Consider the following 22,865-nt stretch of genomic DNA (forward strand, 5'->3'; position numbering starts at 1 on the left):
GCTAACGCCTGAAGCTAGACACCATATCCTCGACTTCCTTATACTATGACTCGCATCTTCCCTGTCAAGAGCTGCTGCATTAGCCCTTTTTTTAGTCCTTGCAGTCTAACTTTTTCTTTTGTGTAAATATCAATCTGTTCATCGACAGATGAAAGTATTTCTGCAATTTTTCTTTGTTCTTCAAGATGGGGTAAACCTATTTTATGTTCTAAAATATCCCCTCGACTAATGCCTGGCACCATCCCTACTTTGTTATACACTATCTTTTCAGCATGAAGAGTTGTTAAATAATAAAGGAAAGTTCTTTCTATCCGTATAGATGGAACAATCGCCATAATATCTCGTCCAATAGCGAATGGACCACCAGGGAAAATAGTTCCTGTTCCAGAACCTTTAACTGTTATAAAAAAACAACTTACAGGAGCGATTTTTCGTGGCTTCTCTACCCACTTATTTTCTACTATACTTTTTCCATCCCATTGTTCAGGTCCTGTAACATATGCTACTCCTATTCCTTTTTTATTTACTTCTTTAACAGATGAAGATTGTCCACTTACAAGAGCAATAACTTCGTCCATTTTAACAACTTCCCACTCCACCGGAATCTCACCCAATTCCGTCTTCTTAAACTCTGTATGTCCAATCCCCTTCGTCAGCAGCTGCTGCATCAACCCTTTTTTAAGTTCTTTCGTCTTTTCCAACAACTGATCAGTCGTCTCAATCGTTCTATCAACAGTGGAGAGGGTTTCTACTATTCTTTGTTGTTCTTCTAAAGTTGGCAACATCACTAAAAAGCTACTAAGAGCACTTGAATACAAATGATATACAGAAGACCCTTGAGCCAACTTCGACAAATCATTTTTACGCACGGAGTTTATTAAGTAACTTAAAAATGCTCCGGAAATATCTGAGTTTGGAGTAAAGATATTTATATCTCCTCCGATTAATACATCATCAGATAACAAAGAACTAGCACAAGCTATATCAAAGGCTGTTTCTCCAGATGATGGTATTAATACATCATTATATTTTCCTACGACGCTCTTGGATTTGTTTACTGATGTTTTACTGTGAATATGTTCTATAGTCTCTTTATATTTCGTATAAAGTTCACCATACAATACACAAGGATGTCCTTCATCAGTTAAATCCTTTTTAGCAATTCCTTTACCTTTTTTAAATACACCGATATTTCCTAGTTTTTTAATACTCCACTCCTCAGGAATCTCACCCAACTCCGTCATCTTATATCCTTCTGTTACACCTTTCACTTCTGTCACCATCACTTCTCACCAATTCCTAACTCTTTAAGAAATCCACTCAACTTCGCTTTCTTCTCGGTCTGTTCCTCTTCCAACTGACGAAGATTCGAAAGGACCGCATTCAAGTCAATCAGTTCTTCCTCTTCCGTCTTATCGACATAACGCGTAATATTTAAGTTGTAATCATTGGCTTTCATCTCTTTAAGCGAAACCACTTTCGCATACTTTTCTATATCTTCGTAAGCATCAAATGCCTTTACGATCTTCTCCACATCCGAATCCCGAAGGGTGTTTTGATTCTTCCCTTCCTGGAAGTCCTCTTCTCCTGCAATAAAGAGCACGTTGCCTTTTCGTTCCTCTGCTTTATTGCGGTTAAAGATTAACACACACGCAGGTATTCCGGTTCCATAAAACAGACTGGATGGGAGACCAACCACAGCCTCCAATAAATCCGATTCCAATAGCCCCTGACGAATTTTCCCTTCTGCGCCACCACGGAACAACACGCCATGCGGCATGACCACACCACAGACACCGTCTGCTTTTAACGATGACACCATGTGTTGGATGAATGCATAGTCCCCGGCATTTTTCGGTGGAATCCCGTATTGGAAACGGCCGTAGACGTCGCCTGCTGCTTCCTCACGTCCCCATTCCTTTAAGGAGAAAGGAGGATTGGCGATAACACGGTCAAACAACATTAATTCGCCATCTTCTACGAGCTTCGGCTCACGGATTGTGTCGCCTTTCACCACCTTATGATCTGGTAAGCCATGAAGCAGCAAGTTCATTTTTGCAATCGCCCAAGTTCCGAGGTTTTTTTCCTGACCAAATAACGAAAGGGCTTGAGGATTTCCACCACGAGCACGCACGTAATCCACGGATTGAATCAGCATTCCTCCAGATCCACACGTCGGATCATATACTCGCATTTTTTCTTCCGGTTTTATGAGTTTGACGATTAATTCCACCACTTTGGAAGGGGTATAAAACTCCCCACCCTTTTTTCCGGCATCGTCGGCAAACATCTTGATTAAATACTCATAAGAGCGTCCCAACATATCCGGTTCGTAAAGGTTGCTGTTAGCTAAATTCAATTGAGAGAAGTGTTGCAACAACCGTTGTAATATACTGTCTGTCAGAACATCTTTTCGATTGAAATCAATCGGCGTCAACACGTCTACGAGTGTCTGATTTTCATTTTCCAATGCTTCAAACGCTACATTGATTGCGGTTCCGATATCTTCAGAATGTTTACGAATGACTTCCCATCGTGCAGCAGGTGGCACATAGAATTGGTACTGCTGCGGATCATCTGCTACCAGTTCTCCAATTTCTTCTCCATGCTCTTTAATAAGATAATGTCTTCTTTCTTCAAAGACGTCACTCAGACGTTTGATGAAGAGTAAACCAAATATGTAATTCTTATAGTCACTGGAATCGATTGACCCCCGTAAGATGTCTGCCGATTTCCAAAGGTGCGATTCTAATTCTTGTCGTGTTAACTTCGTTGTCATGTGTATTCCTCCATTACTTTATCTTTACCTATTTTACCATTTATGTGGAAGGGTTTGTGTGAGCAAGTGAAAAGGCTCCTCACGGGAGCCTTTATTTATTGAAATCAAATATAATCGTTCCGACAAAACACAATGGAAAGTAAGTGTTTATGTTAAAAATGTCTTATCTATACTTCCTAATGGCTCATGTAAAGATTTTTTCATGCTTTTTAATAGTTCTTTCATATGTTTGTTTTGGAACCTTAAGTATTCGTGCTCATTATTACTCTTGAAATAGACAATTAAATAAGAGAATAGCTCATTTTGAAGCGAGAGAGAGTCTTTAACAAGTTGGTAGCAGCTTTGTTCAGACCTCTCGTCCTTATGGTCTTCCCCTTCAACAGTAACAACTGATTCAAATAATTTTGTGAAAATAAATATCACAAAAATTCTAATTAATAGTGGATTGTTTTCTTTTGAGTACGTATATGTTGGCATGTCAATATAGTGATCAATAATCCCATAGTTGCAATGAGCATAACGTGATAATATATCATAGAAGCGAGTGAAGTAAGTTTTATCTTTTCCTAATTTGTATGTACTAGGACCATGCGATTGTTTTCCTACTTGGACTTTATCTCTGTTAACTATCATTCCTCCTTCATTGACTATGTAATGTCCTAGCGCTATTTGAACTGGATTAGAAATGAAATCATCAATTCTATCTGGGTGTTCTTGGAAATATCTAGTACTTAAATAATTCTCAAAGACACTCCGGAGTAAAATCATTGCGTCTTCATTTTGACTTTCATCTAACAATGATTTTATACTAATCAAAGATTTAGTGCTTTTAGTAAAAGAAAAATATTCAAAGTCATATACTAACTTAGTATTTTTCTCCTTAATTATTAATAAGTCATGAAGTCCATATGGAAAACATGAATACTGAACAAATTTTCTTGATTCAAAAATGAATTTTTTTATAATCTTATTAATTTCATTGATATATTGAGTATTATTCATATATATCTCCTTCTGTAATTTCATCTATACTACACCATAAACTAGTTTCTCTTTCAACATCCCCCAAAATAGAATAGACATCTAGTACCACTACTCCATTAACGACTCATCTTTCAATGTTAAACATTTCAGATTTTGAAGCTATTTACTATCAATATTCTGGGTTATACATAGATACTCTATAATAAGGCTAAAATTGTGAGTTATTTTTTTCTTCTCGAAAAATTATTCTCTTAAAACCTTTTATAAAAAATCCTGAAAATTCCAACATCTTTTTTGACATATTTTTCAAAACAGGTTATTTTTATAATGAGTCTAGTAATATATGCACACTGCTTTGAAGTATCCATCAAGATTTGGCCATATGTTAATTGATTCCAATCTACTATGAAGGGGAATTGTCATGCCAAATAATTTGAAGATCCAAGATGCTACTGTAGTTGTTCGTCCGACTTCTCGTTATTCAGGAATTGATTACGACGAGGTAAATGTAATTTCAACCATTATTACAGAAGGGGAATTAACCGAAAAGTATTTTGTACCAGCAGAAACATCATTACCACCTCATATTCAAACTTTCATTCAAAAAGAGGGATTAGCTTTTCGACCTTATACAGAACAAGAAATCATGGCAGGAACTGAAGATATATTGGAGCAAGCTAAAAATGGGAATCTTGAGGGTACTAGTAAGGATTCTGCTCATTTTATTCTGCGGTCCGTTTTGGTTCACACCCCACTTAGACAAATCACTAATCACGATAACGAATATATTTACGAACTCCGTTATAACTATAAGTTGTTCCCCACAGAAGAAAATAAATATGATTTTAACATCAAATTACCATTTGATGGATTACAAATGCCAAATGGGAGCCGAATTGAGTTAACTGTAATTACACCACGCGGGGCTAAAATTGACAGAGAACAAACAAAAGGACTAGATGAAAACGGTGCTAATATTGAAGAAGTTATAACCCAGCTTTCTAGCACTGGAAAATTTGCTACTGAATTCCAATACCAGCAAGATCCAGACTTCAACGTAAGATACTACTATTAATAGTATCAAATTAATTTATTTCTTTGATAAATATCTATAAAATGTAGCTCTACTGATTCCAGTAGCATCCAATATTTCCTGGATACTATATTCCTTACTATCGTACATCCGAAAGGCCAAATCCAACTTGGATTGGTCTTTTTTGGGTCTTCCTCCCTTTCGCCCTCGAGCTCTTGCTGCATCCAATCCCGATTTGGTTCTCTCTGAAATGATGTCGCGCTCAAACTGAGCTAACCCACTAAAGATCGTAAATACGAGTTTCCCCATCGCAGTTGTCGTATCGATATTCTCATTGATCGAAACAAAGTTGATGCCCTTTTCCTGAAAGTCATTGATCAGATTCACCAGGTGTTTGGTGCTTCGACCTATCCGATCGAGCTTATAAACGATAACTGTATCCCCTTCTCTTAAATACTTCAGCATTTCCGTAAACGCTGGGCGTTCCTTTTTCGTTCCCGTGATTTTCTCTGAGTAGATGTTCTTCTCTTTCACCCCGTATTTCGTTAACGCATCGAATTGCATATGTAAGTTTTGGTCCTTCGTACTGACTCGAGCGTATCCAAATAACATAACGGTCTCCCCTTTTCGATTGGTGGTTGTACTTCTATATTATCAAAAAGGTTAGTTGAGGTATATATTGAAACTTTGATTATGAGATGGTTTTTGATACAAGTTTTAGAGGAGTTTTGAATCGTTAGAGTTTAGTTCCATAGATGTTATCAAAAACGAACATTTGATAGCGATATTTTTTATAAGAGTAGATCGAACATGACTATTCTCAATTAATCCATTTTATCAAAGCATTGAAGGTATCTTTAGAAGCTATCACTCGATCCAGAGTATACAAATCTTTGTCCATCTTGTTCCCTCCCAAAATTGGTTTACATCAAGTACCTAAGATAAAGAAAAAATAGAATGATTTTTTAGAAATTACGCCAATGTTATTTATTTGTGGTATAATTGTTATACAATAAGATGGGCGGTGAAATTATGAATACAGTATTACATTTTGTGGATTCAGCACTCATGTATCATAGAGGTAAGCAAACTGGTTTAGCCGGACTTATGGGGATTATACTCACTATTGTAATAGCGGCTTACTGGGACCAAGTACTTCCGATATTTAAATTTATAGGAGTCGTATCTTTATTAGATTCAATGGGACTTATTGTAGATGGCGCGCCAGGTATGACATTTTATCGAATTACAGTGGCTGCATTTGCTCTATCGCTAGCTTTAATGTTAATAGGTTCGATATTACTGGCCATTACCCTTTTTATAGTTGCTATTACTCAAAACGAATTTTTTCAGAAGATCCTAATTGGATTATTGTTTGTAGTATTTTTCCCTCTAGTATTACTGTATTGGTTTATTCTTTTATTAGGATTCATAGCCGATAAGGATGAAAAAAGGCTTGATCCAAAAGGTTATGCGGAAAGAAAGAGATTAGCGGTAAATAAAGATGTAATTGATTATTTTATAAATGCAGGAGTCGAAGATGAAAAAAAGAAATTGGAAAAAGAAAGAGATGAATTATTTACTAAAGTTATGTACGGAAAAGAGCCACCTGAAAAACGTCCAAACTTAGATGAAGAAATAATAGTACAAAATAATATCCTTACATTCGAGGAAGCCTACAATAGACTTAACAGACTCCCTACAAAAGGTGATTATTTTTTCTTATTAGGGATTACTTATGAACGAGAATTATGTATCTTGATACCAAAACCAGTAGCTCCTAAATGTTTACCGATATTTAATGATCCTGATACTTTTGTTGGTGAAAAAATAAAACTAACAGGTGCTATGAAAGATGGTGAATTTCAATTAGATAAACATCAAGAATATATCAGAGAGACCGAGTACCCTGATACTCAATTCAAGAATTATATGGAGTTTGACCAATTTAGACATACGTTTACTTACTTTAAATATAATGAAATTGAAACTTATATAGATTTGTCTAGAGCAAAAGAACTTCATCCAAAACTGAAATTTTATAGGTACTATAAACATTTTATTCACTTCATTGAAGAACAACAAAATCTATACTTTTCAGGTAAAGAGTATTTAAAACAGCAAATTTCAGATGCTACGAATAAAGAAGATTTTGATCACTTTGTATCAGAAATCAAAAAGTATAATGCAAGTAACGAAGGCGCCGTTCAGTACATCTGGGAACAAGAACAATACGCTCGACAAGCAGAAGGATGAATAGAATGAAACTTGGCGAAGAAGAATTAATACAATTACTCAAACCTCATAAGCAGGCTATGACTACTGTTAGAGCATGGGATGAATATTCTGATACCCATAACCTCCCCCGCTCTATAACGTTAATAAAGCGGTTTGGTTCATGGAACAAAACTAAGCAATTATTGGAGATATCTAAGATAAGGCAGCGGGAGAAATACACCAGGAATGAATTAATCCATATTGGTAAGGAGCATATCAACTATTTCTCAACAAAGAGAAATTGGGAAAAGTATGCTAGTGAGCAACATCTTCCTTCTCCTCAAACGTTTATAAATGAATTTGGTTCCTGGAACTCTACTCGTGAAGCACTCAACTTGCCTCCTGCTTCAAAGGTTAGGAAAAACGAGTATGCTAAAAGTGATATAATGCATATTCTAAATGACCATATTGACTCCTTTGTAGGTAGAGATTCTTGGAACCAATATGCCAGAGAGAACAATCTTCCCTCATATAGCACGCTGTATAAGTATTTAACTTCAGAAGAAATACAGTATTATAAAAACAAAAATCGCGCTAACCCTTAAAAGGTTAGTGCGATTCTATTTCCTCAATCATGTCCCAAGCAGAGGTGCTAACTGAATAGATTTCATCATTCTCCGCATGAGCTGTTCCTCCTTTGACAAAGCTTATTTCTAAACTAATCTCTAAACCATCTTCATACCGCAAAATAACTTTTGACTCATCCTTATCAGCTCCAAAAGAGCCTTTTAATGGCGTATAGCCAACTCCGACTAACGTTTTGTTCCTAGAGATACGATCCATCATTTTTTGTGCTACTATGGTTTTATCTATTTCATCATCTTTAAATAAGTCCTTAGAGATAGTTTCAGTGTCAAATGCCTGAATAAAGAGTTCAGGATTATCCATTAAAACTGTGGCGAAAAGGTATTCAACTACTCCCTTCTTATTTTTGTATTTAGCTAAAATTTCTTCATCGGGATGATCAACAAATCCTCCGTCATAATCTGAAGTATTCACCCATTTCCTTACTATTTCCTCTTGAGCTTCAACTTTTTTAATCTCTTGTAAAATTTCATTTTGAGAGTCTTTATTTATAGGGAGATCTTCTGCTTGGTCTCTCCCTAAATACACCAACAATAAGATAATCACAGTGATTATAATCAAGCCTAGACAACTTAATATAATTTTTTTCATTTTAACTCCTTGAAGGGAATTTATAAAAATTTGCATTTAAAATATTGGGAAGTATAATTAACATAATCTAACTAAATTAAGGGTTTTTTTAGAGTTTATATGTTCTTTTGTATTTCTTAGATTAAAAGGGCACTACTAGTACCGGATCAATAGAGGCACTTTTTGAAGGGTTCCATGAGCCCTGGTGCACTTCGAAGTGCAGGTGTTTACCAGTAGAGTGGCCTGTACTACCCATATTCCCTAACATTTGCCCTTTACTAACTGTTTGTCCATTTGCTACGGTCCTGTGGGTCATATGTGCATATAGCGTTTCATATTGAACTCCATTTATTTTGTGCCTTATAATAACGCAATTTCCATAGGAACTTGATAGGTATGAACGAACCACAACTCCATCAGCAGCTGCAACAATTGGAACCGCTTGAGTCCTTCCACCTCCACCAATATCAACACCAGCGTGGAGTTTACCCCATCTTCCCCCGTATCCTGACGTAATGCTCCCAGTAGCAGGTCTCATAAAATCACCGCTTGTAGCAGGAGGTAAATTGCCTTCACTAGGTACATAAGTTGCTTGAGCTTTATACTTATCAGCATATTTCATAACTTTATCTACGTACCAGCCTGCATGATTGTAAGCATATACCGCTTTACGTTGATCTAAGGAGTATCCGTTTTTGGATAAATAATAAGCTGCTGTTGCTACTGCGTCTTCAATATCCCAAGGATCTGCTTTACCATCCCCATTGGCATCTCTACCATATCCATTATATTTTTTAATCATTGCAGGATCCGTTTTAACTTCATTCGGAATAGTAGCATTTCCTAAACCACCAGTACATCCAGGATATGCCCACCCTAGCCATGTACATTTCATGAACTGAAGATCTCCTTCTGCGCCTACGCTAGACGTCATTGTTTCATGAGTGGAGAAACCGGTTTCTACGAAATGAATGGCTGCTAAAACAAACCAATCAACTCCATATTTCTTCTCTGATTCTAAATAATAAGGCATGTACTGTGGAGGAACACCATTCCCAGGAATGATAGTGCCATCAAATCCAGTATAATTCCCAAATCCACTTCCCATACCTGACAACCAGTCAATATAAGCCATTTGTCCGTCTGCAAAGAGATAATTAATTTCTACGAGCCTTTTGTCGTTTAATGTAAATCCATTGGAATTCAAAATAGCATCAAATGTGCTGTAATCTTCTGTTGTATTTTCAGTAGTATCGAATTTTTGATGGCGTGTTTTAGTCGTTGTTTCGATTTTTACTTGTTTTGATTTTTCTACTTCTCGAGTTTTTGTAACGACACGATCGCGATATCTAACTACTCTAATTCCATTTTCATATGTCACATATGGAAAACTTTCTGTGACTTCATATTCCTCTGTCTCAGTCCAAGTATCCGTTCGATAGGTGACTTTTGTTTTACTCTTCCAATCAGTGGTTTTTTTAGTATGGGTGAAGGTGCTTGAGCCGTTCCAGTAATCAACCGAGGTTAATTTGGTAACCCATTTATCTTTTCTTTTTACTTTGCTCCAGGAGCCACAGTCTCCATCTTCACAAACTTTTGTTTTAGTTTCCGTCCATTCATTAAAATCATCATACATAAACTCTGGTGCTAATTCATCAGCCATTTTTCTTATGAGTTCTTTGATTTCATCTTCGTCCTTTTGTTTCACTGTATCTAATTGAATGACAGCTGCAATTAATTCCTCGGGTACTCTATATGGTCTTTGAAGTGGGTCGTCCATATCCACCGTACCTTCGGATTGCTCAACTATATATTCATGAAGGTCTAATTCATCGCCTTCTAATCCCGTTCCTGTACCAAACATTAGAGAAGAAACCATAAAGGCAACTACAATTACTACGAATACTCCAATCATAATCCCTATTACAGGGAGGCTAACGCCCCCCAATAAGGATATTAGAAGTTTTACTAAAGCGGCCACAGCATGTTTAACTACTTTAAGCGCTAATTTAGCACCTTTTTTGGCAATTTTTTTAGCTAGTTTTCTACCTTTTTTAGCGGCTGCATTTTTAATTTTATCTTTCGCGATCTGCTGTAGTTGAGATCCTTGATTCTCATCCGGAGGTTTAGGCAGTGCCATTAAAAAGTACCTCCAAGAGACTTATGTCTTACCGCCTCAAAATCATTCCTACGAGAGGCTCTTTTATTACTCTTTATTGGAATCAGGTCTTCAGGAGTAAGAGAAGTGGCGTAATTAGTAGCTTTACCGTTTTCATCTTGTGCGTCCTCTTGATTAAACCTCCTGTTTCTAACAGAGTAATTTACCACACGTGATTCATTTGGATTCAGACGAGCATCTCCTGCTCCATATGGAGAAACACGATGTTTTTGCCCCTGACTATCTGTTCCTTTCATATAGCTACGCTCTTTTGTTACTATCATTTTCAAGTCTTTCATTTGACTTTGAACATCGTTGGAATAGAATTGTCCACTATCGACTTGCTGATTATAAGCCTGGACTTCTTGAATAACTCTTGGATTTTTTCGTGTATTTCGATTTGCCAACAAATTATTTGGAGAAACATCAATGCGCCGATTTAACTCGGATTTTCCGCCAGCAGAATCATAACGATATGGATTAGAATCTTGTAGTAGAGTATCATCCTTAACGGTTAAGTCCTGGTATACTGTATCTCCTTTTTTCAAAGCGCTATCTCCAGAACCATGTCTTGAAATTACACGAGTTTGGCCAGTACGATCTCGTACTTGTATAAAGCTTTTGTCATTCGTGGTGACCATTTGAACGGAGCCTTTAGCAATTTCCATATTTCCGTTTCCATCATCAACCTGTTGGGCTAGGTGCTTAATATCTGATACTTCTGCGATTTGATCATTAACCGGGCGATTATACGGATTATGTTTTGATGCTAGGTTGCTAGCTTTCTTATAACCCCGTACACCACCAACAATACCTGTTGCATAAGCAGCGGCATTTCTAAAGCCAGCTTGCTTTTCTACCGCATTTTCAGGAACATGTTTTTCTTGGAAAGATGTTTTCATAGATGACATTGCTCCAGAAGTCCCACCAACAATAGGATTTAATGCCTTAGAAACGACACCGCTAGGAGGATTTAATAAGGCATTTTGATAGCCTGCATTGGCTCCTTCCGTTCCTGCAACAGCCAATTTACCTAACTTAGTATCTTTCACGAAATTCGTGATTTTTGGAAGTTCCAGAGTTGATGAAATGGCATGTGCTCCTCCGTTATACCCAGCCCCCACCATTTTTTTAATGGCACCATCATTAATGCGCTTATCCAATGGAATCCTTTTAGGAAGTTGAGAAGAAACACTTTTAAGGTTTCTTTGGTAAGTAGGAGCAGCTTCTTGTGTTTGCCAATTATCTTCCGCAACATTTTTAGGAACATTATTAGAAATCTGTTCCGTGATATATTTCTGCTTCTCTTGATTAGTCGCCTTAGTAGCTAATTGTGAAACAAGATAAGGAGTATTTACTTCATGAGAAAGATCGGACTTATCATAAATCTGGGCACCATTAACATCTTTTACAGCATTTCGAGCGGCCTTGAAATAAGCTCTCCCTGTACCTGCTTGTCCCTTCTCAAATTCAACTTCAAGCTGTTGGTCTGAAGCACTAGCTTGTTGTTTGTAATTCGCTCGATAATTCACCTTTTCATTATCATAAAGTTCTTTTCCTAAATTGCCTGCAAAAGCCTTACTATCTAGTTGAGTATTTTGAATCGATTGGCCATTGCTCATTTTCTGAGCCAAACCAGTTGTTACAGTGATCATTTCTTTTCGCTTACTATCAACTTGTTTGGTCCATGCAACGTCAACCTCAGATGGACTTGCACCAGGATTTTGGAGCTTGTAATTCTTAGAAAAATCCGACTGGTTTTTATTTGCCCAATCAATGGTCATGTTTTCCGCAGTATCGTTAGCTAATTGTGAGGCATTGACCTTCGTGAAATTCCCTACTGCTTTTTCTGCTGATTGGACATAAGCTACTTTTTTAGATCCATTCTGTTTATCAAAATCTAATTCTATTTGCTCGATAGGTAATTTACGAGAAGCAGTGGCTACATAGTTTGCTTTTTCATTGTCATACATTCTTTGTCCTAAATTAGTAGCGAATTGATCAGAACTAATTTTAGTAGATGACATATCCTTACCGTTCGTCATTTTAGTCGCGACGGAATTAGCCATACTAACAAATTCTTTTCTCTTTTCTTTCGAAGCGTTATCCCATGCAATCTCAACTTCTTCATCACTTTTGCCAGGATTACTTTGCTTGTAAGAAGTAACGAATTGGCCTTTGTTATTCGCAGACCACTCGTTTGTCATATGAGCTGCAGATGTAGTAGCTAAAGTTTGAGCATTTTGATTAGCATCTTTAGTAGGTATCGATTGCTTAGCAGATTGTATATAATCTTGTTTTTTGCTACCAAAATTACTATCAAATTCTTTTTGTATAGTACCTGTAGCGGAAGAAACATGATTTGCTTTTTCCTTATCATACATTTGCTTTCCAAGATTAGTAGCAAATTGGTCTGGATTAATTACTGTGGAAGATGGACCTTTTTCATTTGTCATTTTACTTGCAACCATATTGGTAATACCGACAAATTCTTGTTTTTTACCACTTACTGCTTCGCTCCAAGCTTTCTCAACTTCCACTTCACTTTTGCCAGGATTACTTTGTTTATAAGAGGTAATAAACTGTCCTTTATTGTTGTCTGACCATTCTTTTGTCATATTCTCGGCTGAAGTAGAAGCAAGTGATTGAGCATTAGGACTTCCTTGTGAATTAGAAATTGAACGCTTTGCAGTTTGAACTAATTGGTCTTTTTTATCTCGATTGTTTTCATCAAATTCTTTCTGTAGATTTGAAGTAGAATTAGTTACATAAGCTGCCTTCTCATTGTCATATACTTGTTGACCAACATTATTGGCAAATTGATCAGAATCAATGTTTGTAGAGCTAAGTTCTTTACCGTTTGTCATTTTGCTCGCGACCGTATTGGCGATGTTTCCAAGTTCTGTACGTTTCGATTTCACAGCATTATCCCACGCTGTTTCAACTTCCTCTTCGCTACTACCTGGATTATTCTGTTTATAAGTATTTACAAATTGATTTTTATTTTGACCCGCCCATTGTTTTGTTATATTGTCAGCTGAAGAAGTTGCAAGAGATTGAGCATTTTGAACTTCGGAATCTGTGCCAACGGATTGTTTAGCCGACTGAATATATTGTTGCCTTTTATCGCCATGTTCTTCATCAAAGCGCTTCTCCTTTTGCGTTTTACTCATAGGAGGGACTGAAAATACATGCATTGCCTTTTCGTTGTTATATAGTTCATTTCCTACATTCTCTGCGTACTGATTTGGGTCAATTTCTTGTGAAAGATCGTTCCCATTCGTCATACTTTTAGCTGCCTTATTAGACATATCAGAGAATACAGATTTTTTACTACTTAATTCCTTCTCCCACGCTTCAGATACCTCTTGAGGACTAGCGGAAGGATTATTATGTTCATAAGCTGAAACGAACTGTCCTTTGTTTTCACTTGCCCATTGCTGAGTCATATTTTCAGTAGACTCATTGACCAAATCACTTGCTTTAACAGGTTTATTTCCTTTAACAGCACCCATAGCAGCTAAGACATAAGCCTCTCTCTGACCACCATGCTTTTGATCAAATTGCGAGTCAATTTCATTATCCGTAGCGTCCGGATTAAATTGCTCCCGGTATTGATCTTTAAAGGCTGATTTCTCATTGTTTAACATTTTAGCGCCTACCATGTTCGCAAAATCTTCTTTATTAATGTAGGCGTGGTTTTCAGGAAGACCGTTACTCATGCTTTTAGCAGTTTCATTCGATAAATCAGCGATTTCATTTCTCTTTTTATCAAGTGCATTATTCCATGAGGCTTGTTTATTCATATTGTGTGTAGCTTGGTCATTCTCTTCCGTAATAGGGTTATTCTTATCGTACTCATTCATAAAGTGCTCTTTATTGTTCTCTGCCCATGCATCAGTTAAACGACCAGTTGCTTTATCTGCCACCTGTTGAGCCTTACCAAACTCTCCATCGTTCTTTTTGATATCACCAACTGTTTGACGAGCTTGTTTTAAGAATTCACTTTTCTTATCGTTGACTTTGCTATTCCACATACCTTCTAAAGAGTCCTCATGAGCATCAGGAAACTTTTCTTTCATTTGTTCCATAAATTGTTCTTTATTGTTTGAAGCCCAGGAGGTTGTATCACCATCGGCAAGTTCGTTAGCTAGCTTTTCATCAGCTAGTGATTCTGCATTGTAACTATCCTTAGCATTTTGCCAACCGCTTTTAGCGCCTTTAGCTAGCTGTTTAGCGCCTAACTTGACTCCTTCTACTCCCGCTCCACCTACACGACCAGCTACACCTCCAACAACTCCACCTACACCAAAGCCTACTGTCGAACCAGCTATAGCTCCTGCAGGTCCCATTGGGGAGCCAGCAATAGAACCAGCCATACCAAGCGCCATTTTACCCATCTTACTTGTTACATCACCTGGTTTTAACATTCTTTCAGCAAGAGAATTTGTGCCAGTGTCGGTTCCCGTATTTCCTCCGAGGGTGCTCTTAACGTTATTTTCTGTGTTTTCATCTGAATCTGAACCACTGTTGCTCCCGGCACTATCTTTAATTCCATTAGTAGCGCCTCTTAAAGCACCAGCTACTGATTTGTCACCTATAGCTCCTTTAACACTTCCATACATACCAGCTAGAGCAGACATTCCAAACATTGCACCGGCTTTAGAAAGACCATTACTCATTTGTCCTCCCATTCCAAGTAAGGACCGAAGTGCTTCAGCAGTAGGAATAAAAATAATATAGAGAATTACTGCTTCGAGTCCACTTTCTGTAATACTCATTAAAGCAATAACCCAGTAAAGACAGGCATGAACTGATTGAACAAAAACGGTACCAATGAATTCTTTTAACCACCCGATCGTGATTCCTTTTGTTTGAGGGATAAGAAGCATAACTGCCATAAGAGGACCTAGTATCATAAATAAGACTAGTGTTAACTTCCTCATCATGTAATAAAAATTCCCCCAAATAAAAAGACCAAGTAAACAAAGTTGAATGATCATCTGCCCGAGAACATCATCCCCTGGTTCAATGGTTTCTTTCATTTCCATGAGGGCATCTTCATGAGCTACTGAAAAGACCGAGATAATAGCATCGTTCACTCCAAAAATTAAACTATATAGTGTCGGTAAGTTTAATAAAAGAATGGCAACGATCGCGAAATCTTTAAAGAACTCAATAATATATGTCCGATTAGCAGGATTGATGGCGACAGAGGACATTTTCATTCCCGCCATAACAATAGCGATTAGCAGTAAAAATACGGCTAATATCATTATGACGTCCATACCTGGCTTCACTATTTTTTCTATTTCATCAGGAGTAAAGGTATTAAATACTAAATTTTCTTCATCGGAACTCCCATAGATTAACGTTTTAAATAATTTCAGTTCCAAAAAAGGCTTTACAATCCAAGCATAAATTACTGAAAACAAGGGATTAAACACATCCGCGAGCTTATCGCCGATTATGTCCATCATAGCTATCGCCTCCTTACGTCTGCTTCATCTTTTTACGTTTCATCATTTGCTCTAAAACAGCAGCATTTGATTCGATGAAGGTAAGTTCATCTTCTGATGGGTTAGTCTGCAACCAGACCGAGCTTTTACCTGTTCTCAAAATCCCTTCACCTTTATCCGGATTGTTGAAAAGGATATTTAACTCCCCATCACTTAAATCAAAATTCTCTTTAACTTTCTTTCTATCAATTTTGTTTTGCTCCATAAAGAGGATCGTAAAGGTAGAAGAAAGGATACCTCTTGATTTTGGGTTTTCTAATATCCTGACGAAATCTTGAGTTGCCCAACATAAACCGCAGTTTCGCTTACGAGCGCGTCGAGCCACCTTTTCAAAGAAAGTAACGGTTGTTTCTGAATCAATAAATTGCCAAAGTTCATCGGCATAAATGTACTTTTTCTTTGTTGCGTTCTCACTTGCTTTAGCGAAATACTCCCATAGATAATTAAGAATAACGTGATAGGCAATAGGACGAAGAAAGCCTTCTTCCATTTGACTGATATTAAAGTTTATTAACCGAGCACTTGTGAGAGATTGAGTTACTCCTTTACCCAGGAAGGTTTGGCCATCAAATATTGGCTTACTACCATCTTTAAGAAATGGTCGAATAATCGCTATTAATCTTTCCGCTTTGTTGTCTTCTCCATATGTTTCAACAAGGTGATTATTGATATCCGAAATAGTAGGTTCAGGCTTTCTAACTTGAGATTGAATCAATTGTCCATCTATTTCAGCTACAGTATTTTCATAAAGTGAAGAAGGATGAGAAGTAAAACCAGCATTCTCAAAAACTGCTTTAATAGATTCCTCAAGGAAGTTACGTTCAAATACATCTAGTCCTTCATCTTCTCCATCTTTTCCTCTGGCAATGATGTCAAAAAAGTTAAGGATCTCATTTTGCTTTTCTCTAAGAGGGACAAATCGGACATACATTTTCCCTTCTTTTTCTACAAGCTCTTTTTCATCACTTTCTTCTAACCATTCCAGTTCTTCATCTTCATCATCAAGTAAAATGTCAGTCGTACTAACTGCACACGGATTAATACAAATATCTTCTTCCTCACTTATATTGAGGTTGATTCCTCCAAGGCGTTTGGTTAACTTCACAAATTCAGCTTCGGGATCGATGATCGCTGCCCATACGTCCCCACCACTTTTCTCACGAGCAATTTTAAGTTTCATAGCAAGGGATTTTCCGCTTCCTGGTATACCTGTAATGCCGATATTATAATTCTGAGGACGCACTTCTGGTGTACCAAAACTATTGATAAATTCTAGTTGGCCGGTAATTTTATTTATACCTAGCGGGACACCGCCTATGTACTTTCCACTACCACTAATGAAAGGTGAGAAGGTAGCTAATGCGCGCCTGTCGATATTTCGTTGAGCATCTGGAATTTCATTCAGTCCAATTGGAATCGTGCTTCGAAGTCCTTTTCTAATACGGCTCCATGTTGTAGCCAGTTTGAAGAACATCCCGCTCATCTCATCCTCTAGTGCTTCACTATAATGATTGAGTTCTTTTTCGCTAGAACCGTAAAGTATCCCCATAGTCGAAACATTGTAAATATCATTTTCCGAGAATTGGATTTCATCCATTAAAATTTCTGTATCATTTATTTTGGTTTCAATATCTTTAATCTGATCGATGTTGCCCCGTTTACGTTGGAAGTTTAAGTTGGATTGAAGAATGGTCAATTGTCTTTGCAATGAGCGGATAGCAGCGGACTTTTGCATTTTATTAATGTCTATCATGACATCTGCTTCCCCGCTTGATGTAATAGAATAAAGCCAATTTGTTTGCATTTTTCGAGGATAGCCATCTCTTGGGATATACCATGGTCGGAAATACGTTTTTGTACCTAATGATTGCTTGATTACCCCATGATCTTCTGAATTGATTGTTAAACCATCGGGGGCAATAAGATCCCAAGTCGTTGGTTTCGTATCAAGTTGTGTATCAATCTCTTCTTCTGAATTGCGAGCTTTTTTAGCTTGCTTTTTCATCTTCTTCGAGTTCGGATTTTTCTTCATCTTTGAGTTCGGTTTCTTCTTCAGTAAATTCATTTTCAATGGCCTCCTTCACTAATTCAATGCGTGTATCATCTTGATCAGCTGTAACGTAGAGAGCTAACATTTCATTTGCTCCAAAATCTTTAAACCGATTTCGAACTGCTTTTCTTCTATTAAACGTGTGATATAAAACGTCCAGAATTCCTTCATCAGGTAGCAATTCAACGTACATTCTAGCTTTTCTTAGCTGACTTTTAGCTGTATTCACCCGCCTGTATAATTCCGCAAACGCCTTATCAATGATTTTGTTTTCAAATTCCTCTTTATCATCTGCTGTAATATCACTAACTTTCACTTTGTAAGAAAAAATGAGATATCGTTTCGTTTCATACCTGGGGGCTATTGCCTGCCAACGAGTTAAATCATCCACCATTGATTTACCATATTCCAAAGCATTATCATGTAAATCTTCTGCTTTCATCATGTTTTGGCGCATTTCTTCTATAGGATCTGAAAGGTCAATGAAGCGATTTTGCAAATAGGGTTTTACATTATAATTGACTTGCGAGAGCCAGGTTTCCATTGTCACATCAATGGCTTCTTGCTCTTTATCGCTAAGAAGAAAATAGTTTACCGGCTCTACTTCAGCAAACATGATGAAAGTATCATCATGGTGTCGAATCATATGGTGCTTTATTTCTTTTACATCATGGAGTAGGTCTTGAAAGATACTTGGCTCTTCATCCAGCTCTACATTATGCTTCTTCTTTTTTTCTTGCTTTTTAGTGAATTTCGTTCCTTGTGATTTTTTATCTTTCCAGGGCAGAATAGGTTCCTTCATTGCCATTCGCGCAATTACGTAGACAATAATGCCTAATACAGCCATCATAAGAACTTCCATCAAATTTCCTCCAGCCTATTTGGTTAATTTAGGTCCCTTTCGCCACACGCCGATTTGTGTTTTATAGCTGAATTTAATAAGTAAGTAATGATCATAGTTTAAGTGGTACTTACTCTTTTTAACGAAAGCTAACACTGCTGTTAATACTGCTACAGGTAGGGCAGAGAATACACACATAATGGCGCCAATAAAGAAGTTAGGGATGAGATTATAAACAACTGGTATATATGAATAAATTAGCCCACCTCCCGCTATCATATAGATGAGTTGACGTTTGGAAATCAGACCTAAGATTTCCTTTTGTTCACTCGACATATCAATAGGAACAGTAACCTTTTTCAAAGCGATATCACCTCGTCTTTCTATAAGTAGACCCCTCTACTGGATAGAGGGGCATCAATTAAGGAGTATGAGTTAAGTAAGGGTTCGAGATGTCGTTATTTTTGAAGCTAGATTGTTCCGCCACCTAAGCCGTTAATCCAACCGGCAATCGTATAAGCTTTCATAATTACCCAACCACCCAAGAAAGTACATGCAAGACTTGCAAGTCCAGCAGTACGTCTCTGAGCGTTTCCGTTAGATCCAGCTAAAAGCATTCCACCAATTACAAGCATTGCAATGATCCAGAATCCTCCAAGAGCCATAACGAAGTATACGATGTTTGTTAAATCACCATAAACACCACTACCTTCAAAACCACCGCCATCTTCAATACCAGCTTCAGCCCAAGGATCATTTGATGCTGCACTAGCCATATCACCACCTGTAAAAGAAAAAGTGAATGCAAGAATCGTCACTAGCGCAAGGAATGCAAAAATATTTTTCTTTTTACTGCTCACTCTTTTCACCTCCTTCCATAGACACAAAAAAAGGCCCCCGAAAATATCAGCTAATGCTTTGAAAGCATTTCGCTAAATTTTCGGGGGCCTCCCGGTCTATTAAACTAATTATTATTTTAAGTAATATATCGGCACTTCCAATTTTTTCTCAGGAAGTATATTACTATCTTATTGTAATAAAGGTTAAATTGCAAGACCATTTTGAAGTATTCTTATTATTTACAAAAAAATGAGATGAGCTAAAAGTTACTATTATTAAAATAGTAATAAGGTGGTAGATTATAGCTGGGAAAGAACCAGTAGCCTATCATGAACCAAAACTATGTCCAGGTACAGGAGGATGCGCCACTATTATAACTTGCCATGTTGATTTTTGTATAATTAGAATGAGGTGATGTCAGATATGAACGAAGAGTTCAAAAAATATAGTGATGATACACTTTTAAATACAGCAATAAAACTAATTAAAAATGGCAAGACGTACGAAGAGGTCCAAAGTAAATATAAATTGTCAGATGCTGATATGGAATTGATTGATTTTGTTATAAACGAGTTTTAGTTTGAGGGAAATTAACGCCAATGATATGAATACAAAATAAAAAACGTACAGCGTAAAAACAGCTGTACGTTTCATTTAATTATTTAGATTTAAATACGTTCTTTAGTGTAGCCTTTAATAAAGAGGGGCGCTTAGGCTTAAATGAAGAATGAGCTAAATCGACTTTTTGTTTCACAGTCTCATATTCCTTTAATGCTTGCTCAGTCTCCAACAGTAGGGTATCCACGCTATCCCAACCAGTTGATTTCTGTTTTTCTTTTACATGCATTATTCTTCACTCCCTCCTTCTCTCAATTTAATTTTACCATATATCATAATTAAGGTACACAAATGAGCATAGAACTCTAATGACCTTAAATCATCTTTACAGAAGCCATAGGTGCTTTCTGATTGGATACAAAGAACTCCAATGGTATTTTCATTAACGATTAATGGAATTCCCATAATGGAACGATAACGTTTTCTCTCTGATGATTGGTAAAATGAATTAAATCGTGCATCATCTTCATAATCTATTTCATTGATGTAATCAGCCCTACCCTTTTCCCAAACAAAGCCAGCGAATCCTTCTCCATGGCAAAAACTCCTTTTAACTACGGACTCAGCATTTATCCGGACACCATCCCGAATAACCAATTTATTATCCTCTACTTCAAAAAGGGATATCGATTTATCACTTTGATCTCTTTCGAGGACGGTGATACATTCGGAAAGTGTGTCATTTAATACTTTGGATAAAGAGTAGTCGTTAGTTTGAATGGTATATGCTAATGACTCTATTAATCGACTCGCATTTTCATGATGTCTCAGTAAGACATTTAATCTCAATTTAAATTTATCGATTTGATCTAATACTTTTTCATACTTGTTATTCAAGTCTCTTGTGAGCTTAATATTGACATCATACCTCTTTTCAAGCTTCCAATAATCCCTTTTTAACATAATTGAACCTCTTTTAAATGAAGGGTCTCTAAATGGATTAGGAAGGTTAGTTACACTTGTACCAATTTCTGAGTCAGAAGACCTCCAATAGTTTCCGAGTTTATATGATAGCGAAATGATCATATAGAGCGCTCCCACCACAGCTATCACGTCAAAAAAATTGAATTGTCGGTCACTCCCAATAATCCTTTTGAAAAAAAGATTCGTAGTACTAGCTATAAAGGTAGAGAAGATGTAAAGCATTAGACTCATTAAAAACAAGGCGGCGATATAGCATAGAATTTTTATTGGTGGAGATAACCCTTCTTTTAGTTCTCTTTTTGGCGTTTCTGTTTCTGGATTCATATTTTGCTCCTCTCAAATAAAGAGCGTGCTTAGGATGTTTAAAATCATCTTGTAAGCACGCCGTCATGTCATTATAGAAATTAACAAATAATCTCTGTCACATCAGTTTTTTGATTTGTGGTAATTTGGAATTTATTAGGAGGTCGTCGATTCCACTACCATCCTTAGCATTCCAGATTACCATGTTCATTCTATAGCCACGGCTGTGAAGTTCTTTCGCAGCTTCCATAAGTTGTTTACGGACGAATGGATTGCTAACCACGTCTGAATCAAAGCATAAGTTTATTTCTTCTACTTCCATCTCTTCTAGAACGGGTAGACAAACTCTCCACGAATTCACACCTGGTAAAGCAATAAATGTATCACCTACTACATCTATTTCTTCGGGATCAAACAGCTTCTCTATACAATCCGCTGCAATGTCCGTTTTCAGTGGACCTTCGGAAAGCCAAACCGTTTTAGCTTTTAACGTTTTTCCGCTTTCCCAAGAACTCAGTTTTTTGGTTGGAACTGAGATATGAACAGGAGCGGGATTACCAGAACCGGTACCTTGAGGTTTATTTGCTGAGCTTAACCAATAGTAGCGGTTACCCTTTTTTAATGTAACCCACCCGAGCACATCATCTCCAAATTTTACTTTCTCAGTTTCTTTCATTGTTAATTCTTTTTCTAGTACAATTTCTCCTTTGTAAGTGACCTGTACTAAATTGGGTTGTTTAATGACCCTAGCAGAAAGTCCGTCACGAATTTGCGTTACTTTCATATCATTAGGAGGTGTATCCAGTCTATATTGGAATCCAACAATTTCATTTCTAACGTTTCTGTAAGGGATTAAGATCCCGTCCACTCCGCTTATAGACCAATACTGACCAAACTTACCTTTCGCTAAATAAAATCCTGGTACTCCTTCAAAGCCCTGAACACCAAGCAATTCTTGCATTTCTTTAACTGTATTCCAGGGTTGTTCTGGAAAAGAGCGATAATCTCTTATTCTAATTTGTTCATCATTTAACTGCCTGTCTTTTGAAGTTAAATGAATATAGTGTCCATCAGTTAACTCTAAGCATTCTAACATCGTAGAATAGACAGTTTGTAAAATGGCATCCTCTTTTTTCTGCAATCCTTGTGGCGCTACCTGAGAATCTTTAATTCTATTCCTTTGTTGTTCGCTATCTAAGATGTGAAGATAGGAAGGAAGGCTTGAATTTTTGCTGAAGTAACGATCACTCTGGACACGAATACAAGCAATAGCCTTTCCGTCCTTATGCTGCATACAACCACCTGTATGACCACATATAGGACAAGCAATTCGATAATACTCAAACCATCCATTAATTCTCGTCCTACGCATATCCTGTAACAT

The 22,865-nt window shown here is 37.0% G+C and carries 17 protein-coding genes; 3 read left to right on the forward strand and 14 right to left on the reverse strand.

Annotated features, from left to right (window positions below; translation table 11 throughout):
• Positions 1 to 38: 38 nt before the first annotated feature.
• From Q4550_RS15940 to Q4550_RS15950, 3 genes are all read right to left on the reverse strand, one after another.
• Positions 39 to 1,283 carry a restriction endonuclease subunit S gene (locus tag Q4550_RS15940; protein WP_303534451.1) on the reverse strand — a complete coding sequence of 415 codons (1,245 nt, stop codon included), beginning with the start codon at positions 1,281 to 1,283 and terminating at the stop codon, positions 39 to 41.
• Positions 1,283 to 2,779 carry a type I restriction-modification system subunit M gene (locus tag Q4550_RS15945; protein ID WP_303534454.1) on the reverse strand — a complete coding sequence of 499 codons (1,497 nt, stop codon included), beginning with the start codon at positions 2,777 to 2,779 and terminating at the stop codon, positions 1,283 to 1,285. Before Q4550_RS15945 ends, Q4550_RS15940 begins: the two co-directional genes overlap by 1 nt.
• 147 nt (positions 2,780 to 2,926) lie before the next feature.
• Positions 2,927 to 3,781, reverse strand: coding sequence for a DUF5677 domain-containing protein (locus tag Q4550_RS15950; protein WP_303534458.1), 855 nt, complete (start codon positions 3,779 to 3,781; stop codon positions 2,927 to 2,929).
• 403 nt (positions 3,782 to 4,184) lie between these two features.
• Between Q4550_RS15950 and Q4550_RS15955 the strand changes: the two genes are divergently transcribed.
• Positions 4,185 to 4,838, forward strand: coding sequence for a hypothetical protein (locus Q4550_RS15955; RefSeq protein WP_303534461.1), 654 nt, complete (start codon positions 4,185 to 4,187; stop codon positions 4,836 to 4,838).
• Positions 4,839 to 4,853: 15 nt separating this feature from the next.
• Here the strand turns inward: Q4550_RS15955 and Q4550_RS15960 are convergent, their stop codons facing one another.
• Positions 4,854 to 5,408, reverse strand: a complete 555-nt coding sequence (locus Q4550_RS15960) for a recombinase family protein (protein WP_303534464.1) — start codon at positions 5,406 to 5,408, stop codon at positions 4,854 to 4,856.
• 420 nt (positions 5,409 to 5,828) lie between these two features.
• Between Q4550_RS15960 and Q4550_RS15965 the strand changes: the two genes are divergently transcribed.
• Both Q4550_RS15965 and Q4550_RS15970 read left to right on the forward strand, forming a co-directional pair.
• Entirely contained in the window at positions 5,829 to 7,052 is a 1,224-nt protein-coding gene (locus Q4550_RS15965) for a hypothetical protein (protein WP_303534466.1), read from the forward strand.
• Between the two features lie 5 nt (positions 7,053 to 7,057).
• Complete coding sequence (locus tag Q4550_RS15970; protein ID WP_303534468.1) at positions 7,058 to 7,618, forward strand: hypothetical protein; 561 nt, start codon at positions 7,058 to 7,060, stop codon at positions 7,616 to 7,618.
• 4 nt (positions 7,619 to 7,622) lie between these two features.
• Here the strand turns inward: Q4550_RS15970 and Q4550_RS15975 are convergent, their stop codons facing one another.
• The 10 genes from Q4550_RS15975 to Q4550_RS16020 form a co-directional block, all read right to left on the reverse strand.
• Positions 7,623 to 8,249, reverse strand: a complete 627-nt coding sequence (locus tag Q4550_RS15975; RefSeq protein ID WP_303534471.1) for a hypothetical protein — start codon at positions 8,247 to 8,249, stop codon at positions 7,623 to 7,625.
• 121 nt (positions 8,250 to 8,370) lie between these two features.
• Positions 8,371 to 10,368 (reverse strand): peptidoglycan DD-metalloendopeptidase family protein, encoded by a 1,998-nt coding sequence (locus Q4550_RS15980; RefSeq protein WP_303534472.1) that lies wholly within the window; start codon positions 10,366 to 10,368, stop codon positions 8,371 to 8,373.
• A complete protein-coding gene (locus Q4550_RS15985) occupies positions 10,368 to 15,866 on the reverse strand; it encodes a TrbL/VirB6 family protein (RefSeq protein ID WP_303534473.1) in 5,499 nt (1,832 codons plus the stop codon). Before Q4550_RS15985 ends, Q4550_RS15980 begins: the two co-directional genes overlap by 1 nt.
• A gap of 13 nt (positions 15,867 to 15,879) precedes the next feature.
• A complete protein-coding gene (locus Q4550_RS15990) occupies positions 15,880 to 17,970 on the reverse strand; it encodes a VirB4 family type IV secretion system protein (protein ID WP_483298567.1) in 2,091 nt (696 codons plus the stop codon).
• On the reverse strand, positions 17,894 to 18,817 hold the full coding sequence (locus Q4550_RS15995; RefSeq protein WP_303534474.1) for a hypothetical protein: 924 nt from the start codon (positions 18,815 to 18,817) through the stop codon (positions 17,894 to 17,896). Before Q4550_RS15995 ends, Q4550_RS15990 begins: the two co-directional genes overlap by 77 nt.
• A 15-nt stretch (positions 18,818 to 18,832) precedes the next feature.
• Positions 18,833 to 19,159 (reverse strand): PrgI family protein, encoded by a 327-nt coding sequence (locus tag Q4550_RS16000; protein ID WP_303534477.1) that lies wholly within the window; start codon positions 19,157 to 19,159, stop codon positions 18,833 to 18,835.
• A 107-nt stretch (positions 19,160 to 19,266) separates the two neighbouring features.
• A complete protein-coding gene (locus Q4550_RS16005) occupies positions 19,267 to 19,656 on the reverse strand; it encodes a hypothetical protein (protein ID WP_303534480.1) in 390 nt (129 codons plus the stop codon).
• A 638-nt stretch (positions 19,657 to 20,294) separates the two neighbouring features.
• Positions 20,295 to 20,483, reverse strand: coding sequence for a hypothetical protein (locus Q4550_RS16010; RefSeq protein ID WP_303534482.1), 189 nt, complete (start codon positions 20,481 to 20,483; stop codon positions 20,295 to 20,297).
• Positions 20,483 to 21,502 (reverse strand): GAF domain-containing protein, encoded by a 1,020-nt coding sequence (locus Q4550_RS16015; protein ID WP_303534484.1) that lies wholly within the window; start codon positions 21,500 to 21,502, stop codon positions 20,483 to 20,485. Before Q4550_RS16015 ends, Q4550_RS16010 begins: the two co-directional genes overlap by 1 nt.
• A gap of 97 nt (positions 21,503 to 21,599) precedes the next feature.
• Positions 21,600 to 22,865, reverse strand: coding sequence for a DUF3854 domain-containing protein (locus Q4550_RS16020; RefSeq protein ID WP_303534486.1), 1,266 nt, complete (start codon positions 22,863 to 22,865; stop codon positions 21,600 to 21,602).

It is taken from the genome of Anaerobacillus sp. 1_MG-2023 (genome assembly GCF_030547345.1).
In the GTDB taxonomy this organism is placed as follows: Bacteria; Bacillota; Bacilli; order Bacillales; family Guptibacillaceae; genus Guptibacillus; species Guptibacillus hwajinpoensis_B.